This is a genomic window from Pedobacter sp. TM02 (assembly GCF_059705275.1).
This window is the reverse complement of sequence record NZ_AP046530.1, coordinates 711,598-734,716: the sequence shown is the minus strand read 5'-3', so window position 1 is coordinate 734,716 and position 23,119 is coordinate 711,598. Positions and strand designations below refer to the sequence as shown.

Below are 23,119 nucleotides of genomic sequence, written 5' to 3'. Positions count from 1 at the left end.
TTATTTATCCTGACGCACTATGGTGATGAAGCCTCTTTTCTTCAGCTTGCCAGGTCCGAAATCGATGATATAGAAATAAGTACCCTCGTTAAGTGGCGCACCATTTAAGGTAGCATCCCAGCTGTTATCGTAGCCTTTTTTGCTATACAATACGCGTCCTGCCTTGTCGAAGATCTTCACTTCGTTGTTCGGATACTGGTCTATGTTTTCTACCACCCACTTGTCGTTTACTCCATCGCCGTTCGGGGTCAGGATATTGGTAGCCTCAACCGCCTGGAAGTCGTCTCTTACTTCGATGGTGATGCTCTTCACATCGCTACAGCCTGTTGCGTTGGTTACGGTTACCGTGTAGGTAGTGGTTACCGATGGACGAACGGTTAGACTGGCCGTATTTTGGCCACTTACTATACCATTTGCAGTTGCCCAGCTATAGCTTGTGCCGCCTACGGCAGTAAGTACTGTAGTTTCGCCCTTGCTCAACGATGTACCCTTGCTCGAGGCAATGTTTACGATTGGCAACGGATTGATGGTTAAGGTTCCATTTTGGTAAGTGAACGTGTAGTTGGTTGCCACACCGCCGGCAATATTGATTGGGTAGCTGTTGGCGATAGAATTGCCACTGGCCGCTGTGGTCAGCGTAGGTGCAGTGGTCAATACGCCAGCAGTTTCTCCGTTTACGAAACCGGTATAGCTTACCGTAAAGGCCGGGTTAGGCTGTCCGTAGCAACGCGCCTTGTCGTCGGCTTTGGCAGTCAGCGTTGCCTTGTTCACCGTCAGGGTACCACTTACATAGTTGAGCTGGTAGTTGGCCGAGGCATAGCCCGCAGGGGTGATTACATAAGTGCCAGCATTGATGGCGCCCTGGGCCGTGCCAGTGTAAGCCAATGTTCCCGTTAAGCTATTGGTGGCGTTGTCGGTTCCTACAAAACCGCTATAGGTTACGCCATTGCCTCCGTTAAAGGCCAGACCATTGTAGGTTTTGCTGGCATTGGTGGCAATCACATCCAAAGGTTTTTTGGTGATGGTCAAGTTGGCGCCAGTGTAAGTTAAAGCATAGTTGCTGCTTAAAGCCAAGGTATTCTGACCGATGGCATAAGTGCCTACGCTTTCGCCTGTTGCACGGCTTAACGAACCGCTAAAGCTGTCGCCGGCTACCAGAGCCGGGCTGAAAGTATAGGTAAGAGCCGGATCGGCACTGCCGTAAACCTTGCTTTTTGCATCGGCAGTTACGGTAATGGCTTTAACCCCAATTACAATATTTCCAGCTGTATAGGTAATGGCATAGTTGCTGGCCGTAAATGTACCCCCAACAGCTGCACTAGGCGTTACTTTTGCTGTATAAGTTCCTACTGCATCGTTAGCCGCAGCGCCAGTTCCGTAGGCTATGCTCACTGTACCTACGGTTTCACCGTTTTTCAATCCGCTTGAAACAAATGCGGTTGAACCGGCAGCACCTGTTAAAACATCGCCGTAGGTTTTGTTTACTTGGTTCGCCGTAATGGTTAATGGTGCTGCAGTTACTGTACTCGAAACCGTCGCTTTAGTTACATTAACAGCTCCCGCACTGGTTAACAGGATATTTCCACTATAAGTGCCTACAGCGGTTGTGTTTTTCAGCCTTAGGTAAACCGGTGTACTGGCAATCATGCCCGAAGTACCTACGGTTACCGTATTGCTAAAGGTAGTGTTATCAGTACTTACTTCAAATCCTGCTGGCGGTGTTACCAATATGCCAGCCGTCATGTTTACACCCGAAACTGCAAACTGAGTTGAGGCCGATGCTGTTCCGTACACAGTGTTCAGTGCACTTAGGGTACCTGTAGCGGTAATGGTTGGCACCGTGATTACGGTAAATGTATTTGTTGCACTGTATACGCTTGCATTTCCGGCTACATCAGTTGCCAATGCTTTTAAGGTATGCGTGCCATCCAATAAGGCCGTACCTAAAGTATAGCTCCAGTTGCCGCTGGCATCTACAGGGATACTTGTACTTACCGTCGTTGCGTCTAGCTGTAAAGTTACGGTAGAGCCTGCTTCGGCAGTACCGCTAATTGCAGGAAGACCGGTGTAAACAGTTGCGCCATTGGCCACGGCAACCACTACTGGAGCAATAGGTGGGGTAACATCTATGGTCCAGGTATAGCTTGCAGGAGTTGCATCTACATTGCCAGCGGCATCAATTGCCCTTACCCTAAAGGTATGGGTACCTTCAGCCAATCCGGTGTACGTTAATGGCGAAGTTGCACTTACGTAAGCTCCGGCATCAAGCTGTGCTTCGAAAGTACCTGCTTCAGTACTTGTAAAAGTGAAGGTTGCATCGATTGCATTTGTAATGGCTGGCGGATTGCTGGCAATGGTTGTATTAGGTGCTGTATTATCAACAGTTACAGCAGTTGAAGTGGCACTTGCCGCTTTGTTGCCTGCTACATCGGTAGCGGTATTGGCCGCAATGCTGATGGCAATTGTTCCATCTCCAGTAATTCCGTTAAGCGTTACGGTTCTGGCTAAGCCGGTGCCACTTACGGTAGCTGTTCCGGTTGCGGTTCCTGTTGTAATCAAAGCGACATCGCTATTGGTTAATGAAACCGTACCATCAGAATAGGTCAAGGCAAAAGTTACCGGACCGTTTCTGGTCAATGCGACTGATGGACTACCAATGGTTAGCGTTGGCGCGGTTTGATCAATGGCATATACCTGTCCGCTTGTAAAGCCAGCGCTTGTAGGATTTCCAGCCATGTCGGCTACGCCTGTAGCACTTGCTTTAAGGTCAAGGCGCAAGGTTCCGTCGCCGGCAATCGTATTCACATTAATGGTATAAACCGTGGTACTTATAGGGGTAACACTTGCTACCGCAGCCGATAAGGTACCAGTGGTTGTTAAAGCAAATGCATTAGCGGTTACACCGGTAACTGGTTCAGAGAAAGTTACGGTATAATCAACATTTGTGGCATTGCTTGGGGTTGTGCCTACGCGGTTAATCGAAACCACAGTTGGCGCAATACCATCGATAACGATATTTTTGTTTGCGCCAAGAGAACCCGCCGCGCCAGGCGCAGGCAAAGTTAGCGTAGCATTGTTATTCAAGGCGTCTTTAATTGTTCCGCCTGCCAAAGTAAGTGATGTTGTAGAGGCATAATCCAAGTCGGCCGTTTGGTTACCTGATGCTACCGTATAATTGAATACTAAAGAAGAAGTTCCGGAGCCCGAATTGTACAATGCGTTGGCACCTGTATTCAAGGCCAACTGAGGTGTTCCAGTTACGGTTACAGGCATATGGAAATTAACCTGAACAGCTATTACATCGCCTATTTTATAGGTACCATTAGCCGTGCTGGCCGTTACGCCTGCAACACCCGCTGGCTGGGTAATGGTAAAGCTGCGCGTAATACTGCAGCCATTTGCATCAGTTATCGTTACTGTGTAGTTTCCTGCAACTAAGCCCGTAGCTGTAGCAGCGGTTCCGCCACTTGGAGCCCATGAATAGCTATAAGCTGGTGTTCCGCCAGATACCGATACAGTAGCCGAACCATTGGCAGCTCCAAATGCAGTTGCATCTGTTTGGCTTTGTGTTGCCGTTAGTGCCGTTGGCTGCGTAAGGGTAAAGCTTTTGGTCAATGTACAACCATTGTTATCGGTAATGGTTACCGAGTAGGTTCCAATGGCCAAGCCTGTAATAGCCGATGTAGTAGCTCCTGTGGTCCATAAATAGGTATAAGGGGCCGTACCACCAACTGGGCTTACACTAGCTACACCTGTTGAACTGCCATTGCAGGCAATATTGGTCTGACTGGTCGTAGCCGCCAATACGCTTGGCTGGGTAATGGTAAATGTTTGGGTGGTTTGGCACAAGTTGGCATCTTTAACCGTTACCGTATAGGTTCCGGCTGCAAGGCCAGTTGCTGTTGCACCTGTGCCTCCGCTTGGCGACCACGAATAGGTATATAGTCCGGTTCCGCCGACAACATTAACTGTGGCCGAACCATTTGAACCGCCATTGCATGAAACATTAATTTGCGATCCAGCCGAAGCCACTAAAGCTGCTGGCTGGGCAATAGTAAACGATTGAGTGGTTTGACAAAGGTTGGCATCTTTAACTGTTACCGTATAGGTTCCGGCAGCAAGCCCAGTGGCCGTTGCACCTGTGCCTCCGCTTGGCGACCACGAATAGGTATATGGTCCGGTTCCGCCGACAACATTAACTGTGGCCGAACCATTTGAACCGCCATTGCATGAAACATTGATTTGCGATCCCGCCGAAGCCACTAAAGCTGTTGGCTGCGTAATATTAAAAATTTGGGTTTTCGTACAAGCATTGGCATCGGTTACGGTTACCGTATAAGTTCCGGCAGCCAAGCCAGTGGCCGTTGCACCCGTGCCTCCGCTTGGCGACCACGAATAGGTATAACCTGGTGTTCCTCCCGTAACGCTAACCGTAGCTGAGCCATTAGCACCTCCATTACATGAAACATTGATTTGCGCACCAGGCGAAACCGCCAATGCGGTAGGTTGGGTAATGCTGAAATTTTTAGTTAAAGTACAGTTATTGGCATCCGTAATGGTTACCGAATAGCTTCCAGCTAAGAGGCCAGTTACGGCAGAAGTTGTAGCTCCAGTTGACCATAGATAAGTATACGGGGCCGTTCCACCGCTTGGATTTACACTTGCCATACCCGTTGCACTGCCATTGCAGGCAACATTGGTTTGGATAGTAGTTGATGCCAATACCGTAGGCTGTCCGATGGTAAAGGTACGGGTGGCCTGACAAGCGTTCGCATCGGTCACCGTTACCGTATAAGTTCCGGCAGCCAGGCCAGTAGCCGTTGCCGCCGTGCCACCGCTAGGTGCCCATGAATAGGTATAGCCAGGCGTGCCACCGGTTGGCGATACCGTAGCCGTTCCGTTAGATCCGCCGTTGCAGCTCACATCGGTTTTGCCTCCTGTGGCCAAAGATAAGGCCGTAGGCTGGGTGATGGTAAAAGATTTTGTACCTGTACAACCATTGGCATCGGTTACTGTTACCGTATAGGTTCCGGCAGCCAGGCCAGTAGCCGTTGCCGCCGTGCCACCGCTAGGTGCCCAAGAATAAGTATAAGGCGCCGTGCCACCTGTTGGCGAAACTGTCGCCGTTCCGTTAGATCCGCCATTGCAGCTCACGTCGGTTTTGCCTCCTGCTGTCGTATTTAAAGCCGTTGGTTGAGTAATGGTAAAGCTACGGGTAGCCGTACAAGCATTGGCATCGGTCACCGTTACCGTATAGGTTCCTGGAGCCAGGCCTGTTGCTGTGGCCGCCGTGCCGCCACTAGGTGCCCAAGAGTAGGTATACGCTGGCGTGCCACCGGTTGGCGAAACTGTTGCCGTTCCGTTCGTACCACCATTGCAGCTCACATCGGTTTTGCCTCCTGTGGCCAAAGATAAGGCCGTAGGCTGGGTGATGGTAAAAGATTTTGTACCTGTACAACCATTGGCATCGGTTACTGTTACCGTATAGGTTCCGGCAGCTAGACCCGTTGCTGTTGCCGCGGTACCACCGCTAGGTGCCCAAGAATAGGTATAGCCAGGCGTGCCACCGGTTGGCGAAACTGTCGCTGTTCCGTTAGATCCGCCATTGCAGCTCACGTCGGTTTTGCTACCTGCTGTCGTATTTAAAGCTGTGGGTTGCGTAATGGTAAAACTACGCGTAGCTGTACAGCCATTCGCATCAGTCACCGTTACCGTATAGGTTCCTGGAGCCAGGCCTGTTGCTGTGGCCGCCGTGCCGCCACTAGGTGCCCAAGAGTAGGTATATGCTGGCGTACCACCGGTTGGCGAAACTGTCGCCGTTCCGTTAGATCCACCATTGCAGCTCACATCGGTTTTGCTACCTGTGGTTAGAGACAATGATGCACTAGGTTGCGTAATTGTGGCGTTTACCGTACCCGTACAACCATTGGCGTCGGTTATCATTACTGAATAGGTGCCCGCAACAAGGCTGGTCCGGTCTTCGGTAGTAACACCCCCGGCCCAGTTAAAAGTATATGGAGGAACTCCTCCAGTTGGTGTGAGGTTGATTGCGCCGGTATTGCCGCCAAAACAGGCTATGTTAGTGACTACGGTAGTGCCCGAAACAGGCGCTGTTGGTTGTGTTACCGTAGCATTTACCGTACCCGTGCAGCCATTGGCATCGGTTATCATTACCGTATAGGTACCAGCAACGAGGCTGGTCCGGTCTTCGGTGGTAACACCCCCTACCCAGCTAAAGGTATATGGAGGTACTCCCCCGGTTGGCGTTAGGTTAATTGCACCGGTATTGCCGCCAAAGCAGGCTATATTGGTGACTACAGTGGTACCGGAAACAGGCGCAGTTGGCTGTGTTACCGTAATACCAGATATCGTTTTGGTACAGCCATTGGCATCGGTTATTATTACTGAATAGGTGCCCGCAACAAGGTTGGTGCGGTCTTCGGTAGTAATACCCCCTCCCCAGTTAAAGGTATACGGAGCAAGCCCGCCGGTTGGGGTCAGGTTGATTGCACCAGTATTGCCGCCAAAGCAGGCTATGTTGGTCACTACAGTACTGGCGGAAATGGCCACAGGCTGAGTGATGGTGAAAGATTTTGTACCTGTACAACCATTGGCATCGGTTACCGTTACCGTATAGGTTCCAACCGACAAGCCGGTTGCCGTGGCTGCCGTGCCCCCGCTTGGAGCCCACGAATACGTGTAGCCGGGCGTACCGCCAGTTGGCGATACCGTAGCCGTTCCGTTAGATCCACCAAAGCAGCTCACGTCGGTTTTGCTGCCAGCTGCTACATTTAAAGCCGTTGGCTGGGTAATGGTAAAGGTTTTAGTCGCCTGGCAGTTGTTGGCATCGGTTACCGTTACCGTATAAGTACCTGGTGCTAAGCCGGTGGCTGTTGCAGCCGTACCGCCACTAGGTGCCCACGAGTAGGTATAGCTTGGCGTACCGCCGGTTGGCGATACCGTAGCCGTTCCGTTCGATCCACCAAAGCAGCTCACATCGGTTTTGCTACCTGCGGCTACATTTAAAGCCGGTGGCTGGGTAATGGTAAAGCTTTTAGTCGCCTGGCAGTTGTTGGCGTCGGTTACCGTTACTGTGTAAACGCCAACGCTTAAGCCGGTTGCCGTGGCGGCCGTACCGCCGCTTGGTGCCCACGAGTAGGTATAGCCTGGCGTACCGCCGGTTGGCGATACCGTAGCCGTTCCGTTCGATCCACCAAAGCAGCTCACATCGGTTTTACTGCCAGCGGCTACATTTAAAGCCGGTGGCTGGGTAATGGTAAAGCTTTTAGTCGCCTGGCAGTTGTTGGCGTCGGTTACCGTTACCGTGTAAACGCCAACGCTTAAGCCGGTTGCCGTGGCTGCCGTGCCTCCGCTTGGAGCCCACGAATACGTGTAGCCGGGCGTACCGCCAGTTGGCGATACCGTAGCCGTTCCGTTAGATCCGCCGTTGCAGCTCACATCGGTTTTACTGCCCGTACTTACATTTAGCGCAGCTGCAGGTTGATTGATGGTAATAGTTTTTGTAATCTGACAACCAATGTTATCTGTAATGGTAACGGTGTAGGTTCCAGCAGCGAGGCCAGTAGCAATACTAGCTGTACCTCCACTAGGCGACCAGGAATAAGTATAAGGAGCTACCCCTCCAGTTGGAGAAACAGCCGCAGAGCCTGTGTTGGTGCCGTAGCACAATACATCATTTTTAGCGGTTGAACTTGTGATGTTGCTCACCGATAATGTTGCAGAGTTAGAGTTGGTACTACCGCCAACATTGCCAGCTACGCAACGGTACTGGTAACCATTCATTCCTGCACTCGCCCCAATAATTGTTAGGCTGCTGGTTGTAGCATTACTATACACACCGCCATTGTTGATATTGGTAAATCCGCTACCCGTATTTACCTGCCATTGATAACTTGTAGCACCTGTGGCTGTAATCGGAAAGGTCGTATTGCCATTTACACATATAGACCTATTGGGCGGATTTGAATTAATAACTGGTAAAGAGCTAACGCCCCATTTAAATGCATCTAAAGCAAAATATTCGAAAGAACCTGTAGTTGTAAAGGTCAATTTATCTATGTTTACTGAAGTATTATTTGAGCCTCCATAAGTCGTAAGGTCTATTAATGTATAACCGTTGTTAACACCAACATTGGTATTGAAGCCAGTGCTGGAGGTTGCAGTAAACTGGGTAACTCCATTTAAGCTTCCGGTTATTGTTAATGAACCCGTGTTATAAGACAAATCTGCACGGGATATAAAAACCCAAAAGCTTTTAGCCTGAAATGCTGAGGCACTAGCTATGCTAAAATTGACATTTACCCCTGCGGCCGCAGATCCAGAATTATCGATAAATTTATTATCTGGGGCTGTTCCATTCCAGCCAAAACCCGGACCATCGTACATATCGAAAAGCCCTCCAGATACGGTAGAAATATTAAAGACCTGCCCATTACTCGTAAAGCTTGTCGCAAAAGCGGAAAAGCTTTCAAAGGTCTCTGTGGTCTGCGCTTTAACCCAATTGGGTGCCATCATGGCTATAAACAGCAACAGACACGAGAAAAATCTTCTAAGGTAAAATTTTTGCATAAAGATTTATTTAGTTAATTAAGATGCGGATGAATAGATTTCAGAAAATTGTTCCAAACGAAAATCTAAGCACAGGGGAGCCAAGCCAAAAGGCAAAAAACCCCTTTAGCTTATCGCTTTCTGAATAAGAATTTGAACGAGAAAAAGTCGGTTGACTCTAAATTATACGTGACAACATATAATTGCCCATAAGGATGGGACTTTATGAATTTGGTGAGAGCATTCATAATAAGGATGATTAAGGTTTTCAAATATATAGACCTTATTTTTCAAAAACAAGTTTTTAACTATTAATTAATGTTCGGCGATTTAACTTTTCCACTCATCAAGCCATAAAAAGGACCTTTACAACTTATTGTGCTGGCTTTACCAAACTCATCAAAAAGTTAAGACATTGCTTCACAGCAACTTGCTTGTTCATTTTTCACCGAAATTGATTTGATAATCCTTCCGCTTTATATTTGGATAAAGATCAACCCTAACTTGAAATCGCTTCTAACTAAAATTGTCAGATTCTGGACCGGCGTAATTGGCAAAGAATACCAATACACCTTAGAATGCCGCATTTTTAATGCCGTAAGCATTTTGGCAGCCCTAACGGCATCTGTCAACGCCAGTATCAATTTTGCGCTTGGCTTGGCATTTTATGGTTTCATCATGTTGCCTTTAATCGTCTTGCTGATTTTTGGCTATTTCCTCTCCCGTTTTAAAAGCAGACTCAGCATTGCCATCGGCCTATTTGCCATTGCCTTTAATTTTCTTTGCGGCATTACCTATTTTGTAAGCGAAGCTTCTGGAGGGGTAAACCTTTTTACGTTTATTCTGATCGTTTTTATCTTAACCATTGTAAGCGACCACAAGCAGTTTTGGATCTGGATTCCTTTCACTTTATTCGTTATCGCCGGCCTTTTTTTTACGGAATATCAGTATCCCGAACTCGTTAAACAGCTATACGATACGCGTCAAGCTAGGCTTTTAGACCATGTGCAAACCGTTTTTGAAGTACTCTTGATGATGACCATCATTACGGTTTTTGTAAAAAAAAGCTATTACAAGGAGAAATGGCTGGCCGAACAGCGCTTTACGTCGCTGGAAGAAATTAACGAAACTAAAAACAAACTGTTTTCTATCGTAGCCCACGATCTAAACGCACCGCTTTCTTCCATAGAAAATTATCTTTCGATACTGAACCATGTAGAAATGGATGCCGCAGAAAAAGCGGCTATCGAAAAATCATTGCTGCTTTCTACCAAGCTGACTTCGGAAATGTTGCAGAACATCCTTTCATGGTCTAAAGATCAGATGGGTGGCACCTTGGTTAACCTCAAGTCGGTTCCCATTCACGACGCCCTTCACAAAACGATACAGCTCAAAGAAAACCTGGCCCGAGAAAAACACATCACCCTCGTCTATGTGCCACAGCCACACTTGCTTGCCATAGCCGATACCGACCTTTTGCAGCTGATTATCAGAAACCTGCTCAATAACGCCATCAAGTTTTGCCATAAGGGAGGCACGATTCTACTCGAAACCATCGACCAGCACGACCAATGCCTTATCCGAATCAGTGATGATGGAATTGGGATTGGAGAAGGGGAAAAATCGCAGGTTTTTTCGCTAAAACATAAGGGCACCTATGGCACCAACAAAGAAAAGGGTGTTGGCTTAGGCCTTACACTAGCCAAAACCTACACCGAACTGCAACATGGGCAAATTTGGTTCGAAAGCGAAATCGGCAAAGGCACTACTTTTTATGTCAGCCTGCCCAAACCCAAAGCCAATTCGTCCAACTAGTCAGATGCCCAATAATGCTAAACTTTTCGTGCAGTCAAATGTTTAGCAATTATGGAAACACAACACTATCCCCTGGAAGAAAAACCAATTATAGTACCTACCCGCGAACATGCCTCGCTCGAAGCTTTTGTAGGCAAATGGGCGATAGAAGGCCAAAGTTTTGCCTATACTGACGATACAAGTCCCTCCAAAATAAAAGGCATCGTTACCTACGAATGGCTGGCGGGTGGCTTCTTTTTGTGCTATAAATGGGACCGCTACTTTGATTTCGAAAACCATAAAGGCATGGGTATCATTAGCCATAACGAGAATGCCCATTCTTTTGCCATTACCAATTACGATAGCCAAGGAAACATTAAAAACTACCAGATTAGCTATACCCCCGATAGCTGGAAATTCAAGGGAGAAAAAGAACGCGCCACCCTTAAATTCAACACCGATTCATTTACCGAAACCTGGGAAATCCTGGTAGGCAAAACCTGGAAGCCTTTGTGCGAAATCAAAGCCCATAAAATAGCATAGCTCAAAACGCGCTATCCCTTATCAATTGAAACTACCATCTCCTCTTCTCATGATCGGACGGCCATTACGGCCTTTGGCACCGGTCCATTTCTGTAGCCTGATGCTTGCCCTCACCATAAAATACCTGCTCAAGGCATTGGTTTTCGTATCGGTATAGCTACCATCGTCGGCAATGGTACGGTTTACAAAATTGTTCTGGTTCAATAAATCGAAGGCCTGTACCGTTATGGTTGCCCTGCGTTTCCAAAGTTCTTTTTGGAGGTAGCTGTTAATCACCAAGGGGTTATTGGTAATATTGGCATTAATGCCACTTACAAAGCTCTTGCTTGCACTATAGCCCAAGATCAAGCTGCCCCACATGATAAAACGGCCATCAATATTCAGCGAAAGCGTATTGGTACGGCTATCCCTAAAAGTAGGCAGCGAATTGCTCGATTTGGTAATGCTGTAAGCCACAAAAGGATTTACTTCCAGCCACTCGTTAGGATTGATCCTGGCACCCGCGCGTTCGTTCATGATCCAGGTAGAAGTGGTGTTTTTGTTAAAATTACTCATAGAAACGGTATGGTTGTTGGCTATGTTACCGCTAAAAGACAAATTGTATTTGCGGTCGTTCAGTTGCTTGCTGATCGAGTAGTTTCCGTTGATCCGGTATACACCAGCGGTATTCAAAAAATGGGTTTCGCTTTTCCAAATGCTATCGGCACCCTTTACATCAACAGTATTTCTGATAACCGCATCGTCAACAAAAGTAGCGTTCATGTTAAACGAATAATTCAGCTTTGAATTGGCGATGTAGTTGTTATAACTCGCGTTAATGGAGTGGTTAAAAGTAACCCTCAGGTTTGGATTACCCACCACCGGATTTTGCGGATTGGAAACATCCCTCACCGGCTGGATCTGATCAAAAGTAGGTTCGGTTGCATTGCCCGAATAATTGATCTGCATGCTGTGCTGCCTCGACCATAAATATTGGAACCGGGCAATAGGAATAAGGTTGAAACTGGTTCGGTGCGTACTTGTGCCGAGGCTTACCTTGGTGCCACTCAAAACCGCTGGCACTGCCGTAACACCTAATGAAAACCTGGTTTTCGAATCGCGGTCTACTCCATAGCGATAATTCAGGGCGATACGGGCCTGGGTAAACGAATAATCGTAAATATTGCTTAGCGAATCGATGACCTGATGCACGCCACCTGCATTGATGTTGCTTGTTAAGGCCGTGTTGTCGTAGCCGTTGTAATTAATCTGCCCGTTAAACTCAAACTGCGATTTAACCGACAATGGCTCTACATAGGTTAGGCTTCCGCGATAGGTTCTTGTAAGATTGTCTCTTTCAACAAGCCGGTGAATCAGCGAATCTTTTGATACGATATCGGCATTGCTGCTTTCGTAAGAGATAATATTCGAATTCCTTTCCTGCTCGGCATCCTGTTTGTTGCGGCTCATGCTCAGCTGTACCGAAAGGTTTCTTCTCGGTTTTTTAAAAATATGTTGATAGAACAAAGTTGCATCAACATTGGGCCGGGTATTACTGCTGGTATTGGCCCCTGTTTGGTCCTGGTTAATGTATCCTCTTTGGATGACATTAGACTGCCCGCCATTAACAGAAGAACTATAAGTAATGTTTGGGCTGAATTTGATATAATTGTTGCTATCGAGGTTAGCTTCCAGTTCAAAACCGAAATTATGGTTTTTAGAATTGTTTTGGCTGGTGCTGTTATTGGTAGAAAACGTAGATCCTCTAGAGCTAAAAATTTGCGAAGCGCTGCTGTTGAGCGAGTTTACATTATTAAAAGTATAGCGGTAATTGGTATTCAGCTCTACCTTGGGGCTCAGCTTGTCGCGATAAGAGAACGAAGTATTTCCGGTGTTGGTGGTTCCCCCGCTTCCTCCCGAAGAGCTGTTGCCACCCCCGGTATTGCCACCGCCGTTTCCACCACGGTTTCCACCTCCACCTCCGGCATTGCCTCCTCCTCCATTTCCACCACCATTACCGCCTCCGTTGCTGCCACTATTGGCCACGCCATTTACGGTATTGTTCAATCGGCCACTTAAGCCAATGGTTTCGTTGCCATTGATCCTTGTCCCGAAAACAGAGCCCTCGTAGCGCTTGTTGTTGCCAACACCCGCACTTGCATTTCCGGTATTGCCCACCGATTTGTCTGTCCGAGTTACAATATTCAGTATTTTTTCTGGGTCGCCGTCTTTAACGCCCGTTCTGGCGGCCTGGTCGCCATAATCGTCAACAATCTGTACTTTCTCCACAATTTCGGCAGGCAGGTTCTGAATGGCCGTAGCCACATCGCCACCCAAGTAGGTTTTGCCATTAATTTTAGCCTTGGTTACGTTGTTGCCTTGATGCACCAAGGTGCCGTCTGATCCTACTTCCATGCCTTCCATTTTCTTTAAAAGCTCATCTACTGTGGCATTTTCGCGCACAATGTAGTCGCTCGCCTTATATTCAACAGTATCTGTTTTATACGTAATGGAAGGTGTTCCGTTTACGACCACCTCGTTGAGGGTATTAGCCTGACTTTTGAGTACGATAGGATCCATCACGATACGCGGAATGGCATCGTTTTGTTTAAACTTGGCCACAATAGGCTTATAGCCCAGGCTAGTGATCGAAAGTGTATAAGTAGCCGATTTTACATTTTTGAACACGAAAATGCCATCGGGATTGGTGCTGGTTACCAAAGTGTCTTTGGCCGAAGTAAGTTTAACCGTAGTGCCTGGTACGCCAAGATCGGTGGTATCTTTTACAATACCGCTGATTTCGCGCAGCAACAAAGGTGGCGGCGTATTGGATTTAGGGGGCGTATTTGGCCTTACGGGCGTTTGTTGAGCGTACAGGGTATTAACGAAGAAGAACCCGAGTACAAAAACAAGCAATGCTTTTGAAAAAGCAGGATATATCGATGAATTGAACATGTTGAGTAGAGTTTGTTTGGTTTGAATTGAAAGGCTTTGCTTATTTTTTGTAAAGGGTATATTTTCCCCAGAAATCTGTGGCATTCATCAGATCCTGCATATTGCTTCCAGCTCCGCCGCCAAAACCAGCTCCTCCGGCTCTTCCGCCAGCTGCTCCACCACCAAAGCCTCCACGAGCCCCACCAAAACCACCTGCACCGCCTCCGCCAAAGCCGGCATTGCCTCCAAAGCCCATATTGCTTAATCCATTTAATTTAATTTGATAAGCGAGTTCCTTGGCATCGGCCACATTGATGTCTAATAAACTTAAGGGAATAGCCAATTCATAAACATAAGCCCCACTTTGATCAAAGGAAGCCACTGCTTTCAATCCGTACTCGTTATAAATAGAAACCAGTGAATCTGGAATAGATTTGAATCCCGCCACTTTGATTTCCTTTACACCGGCCAATTGTTGCTTATGCAACACGAGGTTGGCCGAATCACGCTGTTGTTGCGTTTGTTGGGCTCTATTCTGAAAACCACCTTGTCTTTGTCCGCCTTGACCACGCGCACCCTGTGTGCGGTTAGCACGATTAATCAAGGGGTAAGTAACACTCATGGCATCCTTATCTCGTTTTTTGCCTTGCGTATTGATCAAAAAAGTCAATCCCCCAGCCATAATTTTGGTGGCATCAACTGCTTTGACAATCAGGTAGAGATTTTTATCGTCGTTGGCCATGCTATAGAAAATAGCTGTTCTTTTATTTTCGGCTGCATAAGTATCGTTCCAGTCGGAAGCTTTTCCATCAATTCTGATCATAGCCGGAGCTGGCATGCTGGCCACTTGAACATCTGGCAGTTTTTGCGCCATGGCGCCCAAGTTCAATAGGCTAAGGCAAAAGAATAAGTAAAAATTTTTCATGGTGTGTTAAGTATCTGCTATTTGATTAGGTTTAACGCAATAGACTGCTGAATTTTGGAATGGCTTAATTCAGAATTTTGGATTTTAAGCTTCTTACGATTGCAAAAAATACAATAGTGGCCTTCAATGTAAAATAAAGGCCATTTCACTCCCTATCAGCAACCTCCATATCGCTAAAATGTTACGGTATGGCTTTATCCTTCCAATCCTTCAAGACAAAAAAAAATCCCCGATAGGTGTATCGAGGATTTGAGGGGTATTCAAGAATATTTTATTTCGACAGCTCGTACGATTGGGCCAGCTTAAGTGCATTATAGGCATTTACAATTCCGCCACTTACGCAGATCTCGCTAAACAGCACACGTACATTCTCATCCTTCTCGTTCTTATATTTTACCTTATGGTTTACTTTGCTTACCGATTTGATGATGATTTCCCTAACTTGCGCCGGACTCAGTTCGGGATGGTAGCTCAATAGCAAAGCCGCCAAGCCAGAAACCACCGGGGCGGCCATACTGGTACCATCATATTCGTCGTATTTAGAGCCCGGAACGGTAGAGTTGATCATGAAACCAGGTGCAAAAACATCTACATTGTATTTGCCATAGTTCGAAAACGATGCCTTTAAATCTTCGTCGTCTTTATAGGAACTGGCGCCCACCTCTATCCAGTTACTGGCATGTGGCAAGTTGTACTTAGCCGAATCAAGCGGTGCCGGCTTGGCAAAAGGATCTGGTCGGCGTGGTCCCATGCCCATACCTTGCCGCATCATGTCTTCACGTTTGGGTATCGTCAATCCTTTTTCAGGTTTTTGATGAGCTTTGGCATACGCTTCGGCTTCGGGACTGTCGTAATATTTATTCGGGAAATTATCTACGATATCGTTATTGCTGTTATCATTTCCAGCGGCATGTACCAAAAGTACGCCTTTTGATTCGGCATATTTAACCGCTTCGTCAACTGCTTTTTTATCCCATTTATAGGCTTTGCCAAAACTCATGTTGATTACACGTGCTCCATTATCAACAGCATAACGGATGCCATTGGCTACATCTTTATCGCGTTCATCACCTTCGGGTACCACCCTAATGGTCATGATGCTTACATGATTGGCTACGCCCATAATGCCTAAGGCATTGTTTCTGTTGGCACCAATAATGCCCGATACGTGGGTACCGTGATCGGCATTAGGGCCGGTAACGTCGTTATTTCCGTAATTACGCTGAGCCGAATTGCTATAATCGTCGCCAACCAAGGTTGCACGCTCATCGTATTTCATTTCAAGATTATATTTCAGCATCACTTCGAGCTCGTGATAACCTTTCTGAATATTTTTATAGAATTTCTCTATGCTTCCGTCTTCTTTTGAGCCTTTACGGATGATCTTCTTCACATACTCTTCAGTCTCGTCGTCTGCCTTGTATTTGTCGATATCTTCTAAAGATGCGATTTGTTTTTTATTGATGAAAGCCACCGAATCCATGACTTTTTTAATGGCGATGTAAACCGGGAAGGCGCTGCTGGCCTCGTCATATTTCTTTCCGAAATCTGTCCTCACCTTGTTATACAATGCAAATTCTACTTTTTCGGCACTATCCAACACCGTACTCGGGATAGTAGACTTATATTTAGGTTCCAATTTTCTCTTGATCCTTACCAGTTCAAGGTTATCGTAGGCCAGATTGCCTTTGTTCGAGCCTATGAAATTCCAGCCATGCACATCGTCGATATAGCCGTTGCCATCGTCGTCTATGCCATTTCCAGGAATTTCTTTGGCATTGGTCCACAGTACATCCTTAAGGTCTTCGTGTTTGATGTCAGTGCCGCCATCTATCACGGCTACAATGATTTTTTGTTTAGGCTTTTTGTCTTTGAGCAATTCGGCGTAAGCCTTTTCGGTGCTGATGCCAAAATAACCACTGGTTAGCAAATCGAGATTAAACCAGTTGGGAGGCAGGGTTACATTTTTATCTTGGGCAAAGAGCGGTGCTGCTAGACCTATGAAAAGTGCAAAAAACAGACTAATCTTCAATTTCATGGTTAAAATACTTTCAGAGATTAACGTAATTTACAATAATACGGTTTTAAAATAGTTAGGGCGCTAGTTTAAAGCGATTTTAACAAATATTTAACAGGAGGGTATAAACGACAAAGGGCCATCCTTTTGGATGGCCCCTGCTTTAAAATTTGGCGCCGACCTACTCTCCCACGTGTTACCGCAGTACCATCGGCTCAGGCGGGCTTAACTTCTCTGTTCGGAATGGGAAGAGGTGGACACCGCCGATATAGGCACCTGAATATCTTTATTGCGTGCGCCAGGGCGCAGGCAATGACATATTATTGAAAGAAGTTAGTTCAGAAGAGCACCCAGCGTTCCTGCTCCTGAAAGCCTCGGACTATTAGTACTACTCGACTGTGGTGTCGCCACCTTTACATCTGTAGCCTATCAACGTAGTAGTCTCCTACGGTCCTGTATGGAACCCTCATCTCGTGGCTAGTTTCGCACTTAGATGCTTTCAGCGCTTATCTATTCCCAGCGTAGCTACTCTGCAATGCCCCTGGCGGAACAACAGATTCACTAGAGGCTGGTCCAACCCGGTCCTCTCGTACTAAGGTCAGCCCCACTCAAGATTCCTACGCCCACAACAGATAGGGACCGAACTGTCTCGCGACGTTCTGAACCCAGCTCGCGTGCCACTTTAATCGGCGAACAGCCGAACCCTTGGGACCTTCTCCAGCCCCAGGATGTGACGAGCCGACATCGAGGTGCCAAACCTCCCCGTCGATATGAGCTCTTGGGGGAGATCAGCCTGTTATCCCCAGCGTACCTTTTATCCTTTGAGCGATGGCCCTTCCATGCAGAACCACCGGATCACTATATCCGTCTTTCGACCCTGATCGGCCTGTTTGCCTCACAGTCAAGCAAGCTTATGCTATTGCACTCCCCGTACGGTTACCAAGCGTACTGAGCTTACCTTTGAAAGCCTCCGTTACCTTTTTGGAGGCGACCACCCCAGTCAAACTACCCGTCAAACAATGTCCCCCGCTGGGCGGGGTTAGACACCGAATACAGAAAGGGTGGTATTTCAACGTTGGCTCCACGAACGCTGGCGCGCCCGCTTCAAAGCCTCCCACCTATCCTACACATCCTGTACCCAATGTCAATGTTAAACTGTAGTGAAGGTGCATGGGGTCTTTCCGTCCCGTTGCGGGTACCCGGCGTCTTCACCGGGACCACAATTTCACCGAGCTCATGGCTGAGACAGCGCCCAGATCGTTACACCATTCGTGCAGGTCGGAACTTACCCGACAAGGAATTTCGCTACCTTAGGACCGTTATAGTTACGGCCGCCGTTTACTGGGGCTTCGATTCAATGCTTCGCCTTGCGACTGACATCCCCTCTTAACCTTCCAGCACCGGGCAGGTGTCAGGCCTTATACCTCATCTTTCGATTTTGCAAAGCCATGTGTTTTTGTTAAACAGTCGCCTGGGCCTTTTCACTGCGGCTGGCATTGCTGCCAGCGCCCCTTCTCCCGAAGTTACAGGGCCATTTTGCCGAGTTCCTTAGCCATGATTCACTCGAGCACCTTAGAATCCTCTTCCCGGATACCTGTGTCGGTTTGCGGTACGGGTCTTTGCAGACTGGAGCTTAGCGGTTTTTCTTGGAAGTCTGATTACCTGCGCTATCGCATCCCCCGAAGGTTCTGCGTACTATCGGCTTTCGGCAGGAAATCCGGATTTGCCTGGAATTCCTATACCTACGGCCTTCAACGAACTATTCCGTCAGTTCGCGGCAGTGTCACTACTCCGTCCCCACATCGCATCTACAAAGAGTACGGTAATATTAAACCGTTGTCCATCGGCTTCCCCCTTCGGGTACGCCTTAGGCCCCGACTAACCCTGATCCGATTAGCGTTGATCAGGAAACCTTATCCTTTCGGTGGGCGGGTTTCTCTCCCGCCTTATCGTTACTTATGCCTACATTTGCTTTTCCAGAAGCTCCACCACCGCTGACGCGTATGGCTTCGCAGCCGCTGGAATGCTCCCCTACCGATATATTTCAATCCCATAGCTTCGGTGCGCAGTTTGATGCCCGTTTATTATCCATGCACGATCGCTCGACTAGTGAGCTGTTACGCACTCTTTAAATGAATGGCTGCTTCCAAGCCAACATCCTAGCTGTCTGTGCAATCGCACCTCGTTAGTTCAACTTAACTGCAACTTGGGGACCTTAGCTGATGGTCTGGGTTCTTTCCCTCTCGGCGCGTGACCTTAGCACCCCGCGCCTCACTGCCGTGTATATTAGATAGCATTCGGAGTTTGTCTGGATTTGGTAGGATTTGACTCCCCCGCACCCAATCAGTAGCTCTACCTCTATCTAACTCTGCCACGACGCTGTTCCTAAAAACATTTCGGGGAGTACGAGCTATTTCCCAGTTTGATTAGCCTTTCACCCCTACCCACAGATCATCCGGAAGCTTTTCAACGCTTATCGGTTCGGTCCTCCAGTACGTGTTACCGCACCTTCAACCTGTCCATGGGTAGATCACAAGGTTTCGCGTCTACCTCCACTGACTGTGCGCCCTGTTCAGACTCGCTTTCGCTTCGGATCCGTGCCATAAGCACTTAACCTTGCCAGTGAAGAGTAACTCGTAGGCTCATTATGCAAAAGGCACGCCGTCACAGAACTCGTCTGCTCCGACCGCTTGTAGGTATACGGTTTCAGGTTCTATTTCACTCCCCTGTTCGGGGTTCTTTTCACCTTTCCCTCACGGTACTGGTTCACTATCGGTCTCTCAGGAGTATTTAGCCTTACCGGATGGTGCCGGCTGGTTCCCACAAGGCGTCTCCGACCTCGCGGTACTCAGGATGCTGCTAGGCCGACATTGCTTTCCTGTACAGGGCTATCACCTTGTATCGCCGGGCTTCCCATCCCGTTCCAGTTCACTTTGCCGTGCCACATCGCAGTCCTACAACCCCACGCCCGCCGTAACGGGAATGGTTTGGGCTCTTTCCCTTTCGCTCGCCACTACTCAGGAAATCATTGTTATTTTCTTCTCCTCCGCCTACTTAGATGTTTCAGTTCGGCGGGTTTGCTCTTATCGTGCCATGCCTTCAGCATGGCGGGTTCCCCCATTCGGAAATCCCCGGATCAAGTCATATTTGCTGATCCCCAGGGCTTATCGCAGCTTATCACGTCCTTCATCGCCTCTGAGAGCCAAGGCATCCCCCGTATACCCTTTATTACTTTCTTCCGCTATGCCGCCTTTTGCGCCGGCATGCGTGCTGTTGCGTGCTCGCGCGTCCAAAAGAACGCGTCCGCACTGCTGTGTGCTCTTCTTGTTTTAACTTCTTCCAATATGTCAAAGAACTTTTCTCTCCCGGAGGCCAAAGCCCCTATTATAAACATGCCTTCTGTAACAGGCACCGGTGGTGGTGGAGAATAACGGAGTCGAACCGTTGACCTCCTGCGTGCAAGGCAGGCGCTCTAGCCAGCTGAGCTAATCCCCCAAAAAAACAACCCAGGCGCTGTAGTCCCGTCCAGATTTGAACTGGAGACCCCTACATTATCAGTGTAGTGCTCTAACCAGGCTGAGCTACGGGACTGTAATCAATCTCGCCGCTTGGCCGGCAGGGCCGCCCATGGCGTCATCTTCTTGGTGTTTTCTTTAAGATAATCATTTTATAACGCAGCGAGTAGTCCAATCTACTCCAGAAAGGAGGTATTCCAGCCGCACCTTCCGGTACGGCTACCTTGTTACGACTTAGCCCCAGTTACCGGTTTTACCCTAGGACGCTCCTTGCGGCTACGTACTTTAGGTACCCCCAGCTTCCATGGCTTGACGGGCGGTGTGTACAAGGCCCGGGAACGTATTCACCGCGTCATTGCTGATACGCGATTACTAGCGAATCCAACTTCAAGAGGTCGAGTTGCAGACCTCTATCCGAACTGTGATCGGCTTTTTGAGATTGGCATTCCATTGCTGGATAGCTGCCCTCTGTACCGACCATTGTAGCACGTGTGTAGCCCCGGACGTAAGGGCCATGATGACTTGACGTCGTCCCCTCCTTCCTCTCTGTTTGCACAGGCAGTCTGTCTAGAGTCCCCACCTTTACATGCTGGCAACTAGACATAGGGGTTGCGCTCGTTGCGGGACTTAACCCAACACCTCACGGCACGAGCTGACGACAGCCATGCAGCACCTAGTTTCGTGTGATTGCTCACTGTCCCATCTCTGGAACATTCACTAACTTTCAAGCCCGGGTAAGGTTCCTCGCGTATCATCGAATTAAACCACATGCTCCTCCGCTTGTGCGGGCCCCCGTCAATTCCTTTGAGTTTCACCCTTGCGGGCGTACTCCCCAGGTGGAACACTTAACGCTTTCGCTTAGCCGCTGACCGTGTATCGCCAACAGCGAGTGTTCATCGTTTAGGGCGTGGACTACCAGGGTATCTAATCCTGTTTGATCCCCACGCTTTCGTGCCTCAGCGTCAATACAACCATAGCAAGCTGCCTTCGCAATCGGTGTTCTGTGACATATCTATGCATTTCACCGCTACTTGTCACATTCCGCCTGCCTCTAGTTGATTCAAGCCCGTCAGTATCAAGGGCACTGCGATGGTTGAGCCACCGTCTTTCACCCCTGACTTAACAGGCCGCCTACGCACCCTTTAAACCCAATAAATCCGGATAACGCTCGGATCCTCCGTATTACCGCGGCTGCTGGCACGGAGTTAGCCGATCCTTATTCCTACCGTACATTCAGCTTCCTACACGTAGGAAGGTTTATTCCGGTATAAAAGCAGTTTACAACCCGGAGGGCCGTCTTCCTGCACGCGGCATGGCTGGTTCAGGCTTGCGCCCATTGACCAATATTCCTTACTGCTGCCTCCCGTAGGAGTCTGGTCCGTGTCTCAGTACCAGTGTGGGGGGCCATCCTCTCAGATCCCCTAGCCATCGTCGCCTTGGTGGGCCGTTACCCCGCCAACTAGCTAATGGCACGCATGCCCATCTTGATCCCATAAATGTTTGGACATTGCTCCATGCGGAACTGTGTCTTCATGCGGTGTTAATCCGGATTTCTCCGGGCTATCCCCCTGATCAAGGTAGGTTGCATACGCGTTACGCACCCGTGCGCCGGTCTCTGGCAGTGCAAGCACCGCCATACCCCTCGACTTGCATGTATTAGGCCTGCCGCTAGCGTTCATCCTGAGCCAGGATCAAACTCTCCATTGTAAAATGTTGTGTTTGAATCTCTGACTATTTTGTTATTCTAAATAGTCTTATTATTCTAATAAAAATTGTCTGTTAGAATTAGACTTAAGAAACATCGAGACCACATGTACTTTGTGTACTAAATGTTTGCCTCGCTGCGTTGTATAAAAATGATATCCTTTTAATGAACTTTTCGATTTAACCTCTCGGCAATCTGTTATATCTTTAAGCTTGTTTTGTATCGGCCTTAATGCTCCTCAACTCCTCTCGCTTATTTCAATCTTTCTTTTGTTTTGTCCTTCCGACATCCGTCGGTGAACTTCCCGTTTCGTTTGGGATTGCAAAGGTAGAAACTTCTTTTTGATTTCCAAGAAAAAAATTTTATTTTTTTTCTTTTCCCTTTCTGCCTTTCAAACTCCCCTTCCGGGTTTTCCGTTCCTTCCGAAGCGGGTTGCAAAGGTAGAAAACTTTTTCGTTTCCCGAAAATAAATTTTAAAATTTATTTTCCCTTTCTGCTATTCAATAGATTAACGCTCTTTGTTCAATAATAGCCTGCATAAGCCAGCTATCCATGTTTTCAAATCCTTTCAATCCGTAACCCCCTTCCTTCCGAAGCGGAGTGCAAAGGTAGAAATTGTTTTTTAATCTAAAAACAACAGAACAATAAATTTTCGTTATTTTTAGTAAGTGTATGATTTACAACAAGAAAAAATGGGATGCAATTTCTCGCACCCCATCTCCAATCATTAAAAGCCCTCTTCAAGCTAGTATTGTCCAATGCTTAACAACACCAAGGTACATGCTTCTACAGGCTGTATTCCATGTTCCTTGAGCGCTTGTTCCAATGCGGGATTCTCGGTTCCCGGATTAAAAATTACGCGTTTGGGTTTGGTTTGCAGGATATAATCATAATAACTATTCTGCAAAGCCGGACCTATATATAAGGTAATGGTATCTATGTCGGTGTAAATCTGTCCGGGCTTTTCTATTTCTACGCCTGCAACCTTTCCATGTTTAATTCCTATGTTCACAATCGGATGTCCTTTTGCGGTTAGCTGCTGCGCGGCTCGGTAGGCATACCTATCTTCATTTGGGGTAGCGCCTATAATCAGTGTCTTCTTCATGTCTTTCATGTATGGCTTGGTTTAAATGATATAA

The 23,119-nt window shown here is 47.7% G+C and carries 7 protein-coding genes, 2 tRNA genes and 3 rRNA genes; 2 read left to right on the top strand and 10 right to left on the bottom strand.

What is annotated here, in order from left to right:
• A complete protein-coding gene (locus tag AC6H1S_RS03235; RefSeq protein ID WP_497565084.1) occupies positions 1–8,589 on the bottom strand; it encodes an MBG domain-containing protein in 8,589 nt (2,862 codons plus the stop codon).
• A 483-nt stretch (positions 8,590–9,072) separates the two neighbouring features.
• Between AC6H1S_RS03235 and AC6H1S_RS03230 the strand changes: the two genes are divergently transcribed.
• The gene (locus tag AC6H1S_RS03230; RefSeq protein ID WP_497565083.1) at positions 9,073–10,383 is read left to right on the top strand and encodes a sensor histidine kinase; all 1,311 of its coding nucleotides are present in this window, start codon (positions 9,073–9,075) and stop codon (positions 10,381–10,383) included.
• 51 nt (positions 10,384–10,434) lie between these two features.
• Complete coding sequence (locus tag AC6H1S_RS03225) at positions 10,435–10,905, top strand: DUF1579 family protein (protein ID WP_497565082.1); 471 nt, start codon at positions 10,435–10,437, stop codon at positions 10,903–10,905.
• Positions 10,906–10,926: 21 nt separating this feature from the next.
• Here the strand turns inward: AC6H1S_RS03225 and AC6H1S_RS03220 are convergent, their stop codons facing one another.
• The 9 genes from AC6H1S_RS03220 to AC6H1S_RS03180 all read right to left on the bottom strand — a co-directional run bounded on the left by AC6H1S_RS03220 (position 10,927) and on the right by AC6H1S_RS03180 (position 23,085).
• Positions 10,927–13,839 carry an outer membrane beta-barrel protein gene (locus AC6H1S_RS03220; protein WP_497565081.1) on the bottom strand — a complete coding sequence of 971 codons (2,913 nt, stop codon included), beginning with the start codon at positions 13,837–13,839 and terminating at the stop codon, positions 10,927–10,929.
• Positions 13,840–13,879: 40 nt separating this feature from the next.
• The gene (locus AC6H1S_RS03215; RefSeq protein ID WP_497565080.1) at positions 13,880–14,743 is read right to left on the bottom strand and encodes a hypothetical protein; all 864 of its coding nucleotides are present in this window, start codon (positions 14,741–14,743) and stop codon (positions 13,880–13,882) included.
• A 271-nt stretch (positions 14,744–15,014) separates the two neighbouring features.
• Positions 15,015–16,781, bottom strand: coding sequence for a S8 family peptidase (locus AC6H1S_RS03210; RefSeq protein WP_497565079.1), 1,767 nt, complete (start codon positions 16,779–16,781; stop codon positions 15,015–15,017).
• Positions 16,782–16,928: 147 nt separating this feature from the next.
• Positions 16,929–17,040, bottom strand: a 5S ribosomal RNA gene (gene rrf / locus AC6H1S_RS03205).
• Between the two features lie 83 nt (positions 17,041–17,123).
• Positions 17,124–19,998, bottom strand: a 23S ribosomal RNA gene (locus AC6H1S_RS03200).
• 180 nt (positions 19,999–20,178) lie between these two features.
• Positions 20,179–20,255 (bottom strand) — tRNA-Ala (locus AC6H1S_RS03195).
• A gap of 21 nt (positions 20,256–20,276) precedes the next feature.
• A tRNA-Ile gene (locus AC6H1S_RS03190) sits at positions 20,277–20,351 on the bottom strand.
• Positions 20,352–20,460: 109 nt separating this feature from the next.
• A 16S ribosomal RNA gene (locus AC6H1S_RS03185) occupies positions 20,461–21,982 on the bottom strand.
• Together the 16S, 23S and 5S rRNA genes with 2 tRNA genes alongside form the textbook arrangement of a ribosomal RNA operon.
• A 743-nt stretch (positions 21,983–22,725) precedes the next feature.
• The gene (locus tag AC6H1S_RS03180; protein WP_497565078.1) at positions 22,726–23,085 is read right to left on the bottom strand and encodes a CoA-binding protein; all 360 of its coding nucleotides are present in this window, start codon (positions 23,083–23,085) and stop codon (positions 22,726–22,728) included.
• Positions 23,086–23,119 lie beyond the last annotated feature (34 nt).

Bases quoted from the DNA above. Each gene is read 5' to 3' on its own strand.
- AC6H1S_RS03235 (WP_497565084.1), bottom strand. From the start codon at position 8,589: ATGCAAAAATTTTACCTTAGAAGATTTTTCTCGTGTCTGTTGCTGTTT.
- AC6H1S_RS03225 (WP_497565082.1), top strand. From the start codon at position 10,435: ATGGAAACACAACACTATCCCCTGGAAGAAAAACCAATTATAGTACCT.
- AC6H1S_RS03220 (WP_497565081.1), bottom strand. From the start codon at position 13,839: ATGTTCAATTCATCGATATATCCTGCTTTTTCAAAAGCATTGCTTGTT.
- AC6H1S_RS03215 (WP_497565080.1), bottom strand. From the start codon at position 14,743: ATGAAAAATTTTTACTTATTCTTTTGCCTTAGCCTATTGAACTTGGGC.
- AC6H1S_RS03210 (WP_497565079.1), bottom strand. From the start codon at position 16,781: ATGAAATTGAAGATTAGTCTGTTTTTTGCACTTTTCATAGGTCTAGCA.
- AC6H1S_RS03180 (WP_497565078.1), bottom strand. From the start codon at position 23,085: ATGAAGAAGACACTGATTATAGGCGCTACCCCAAATGAAGATAGGTAT.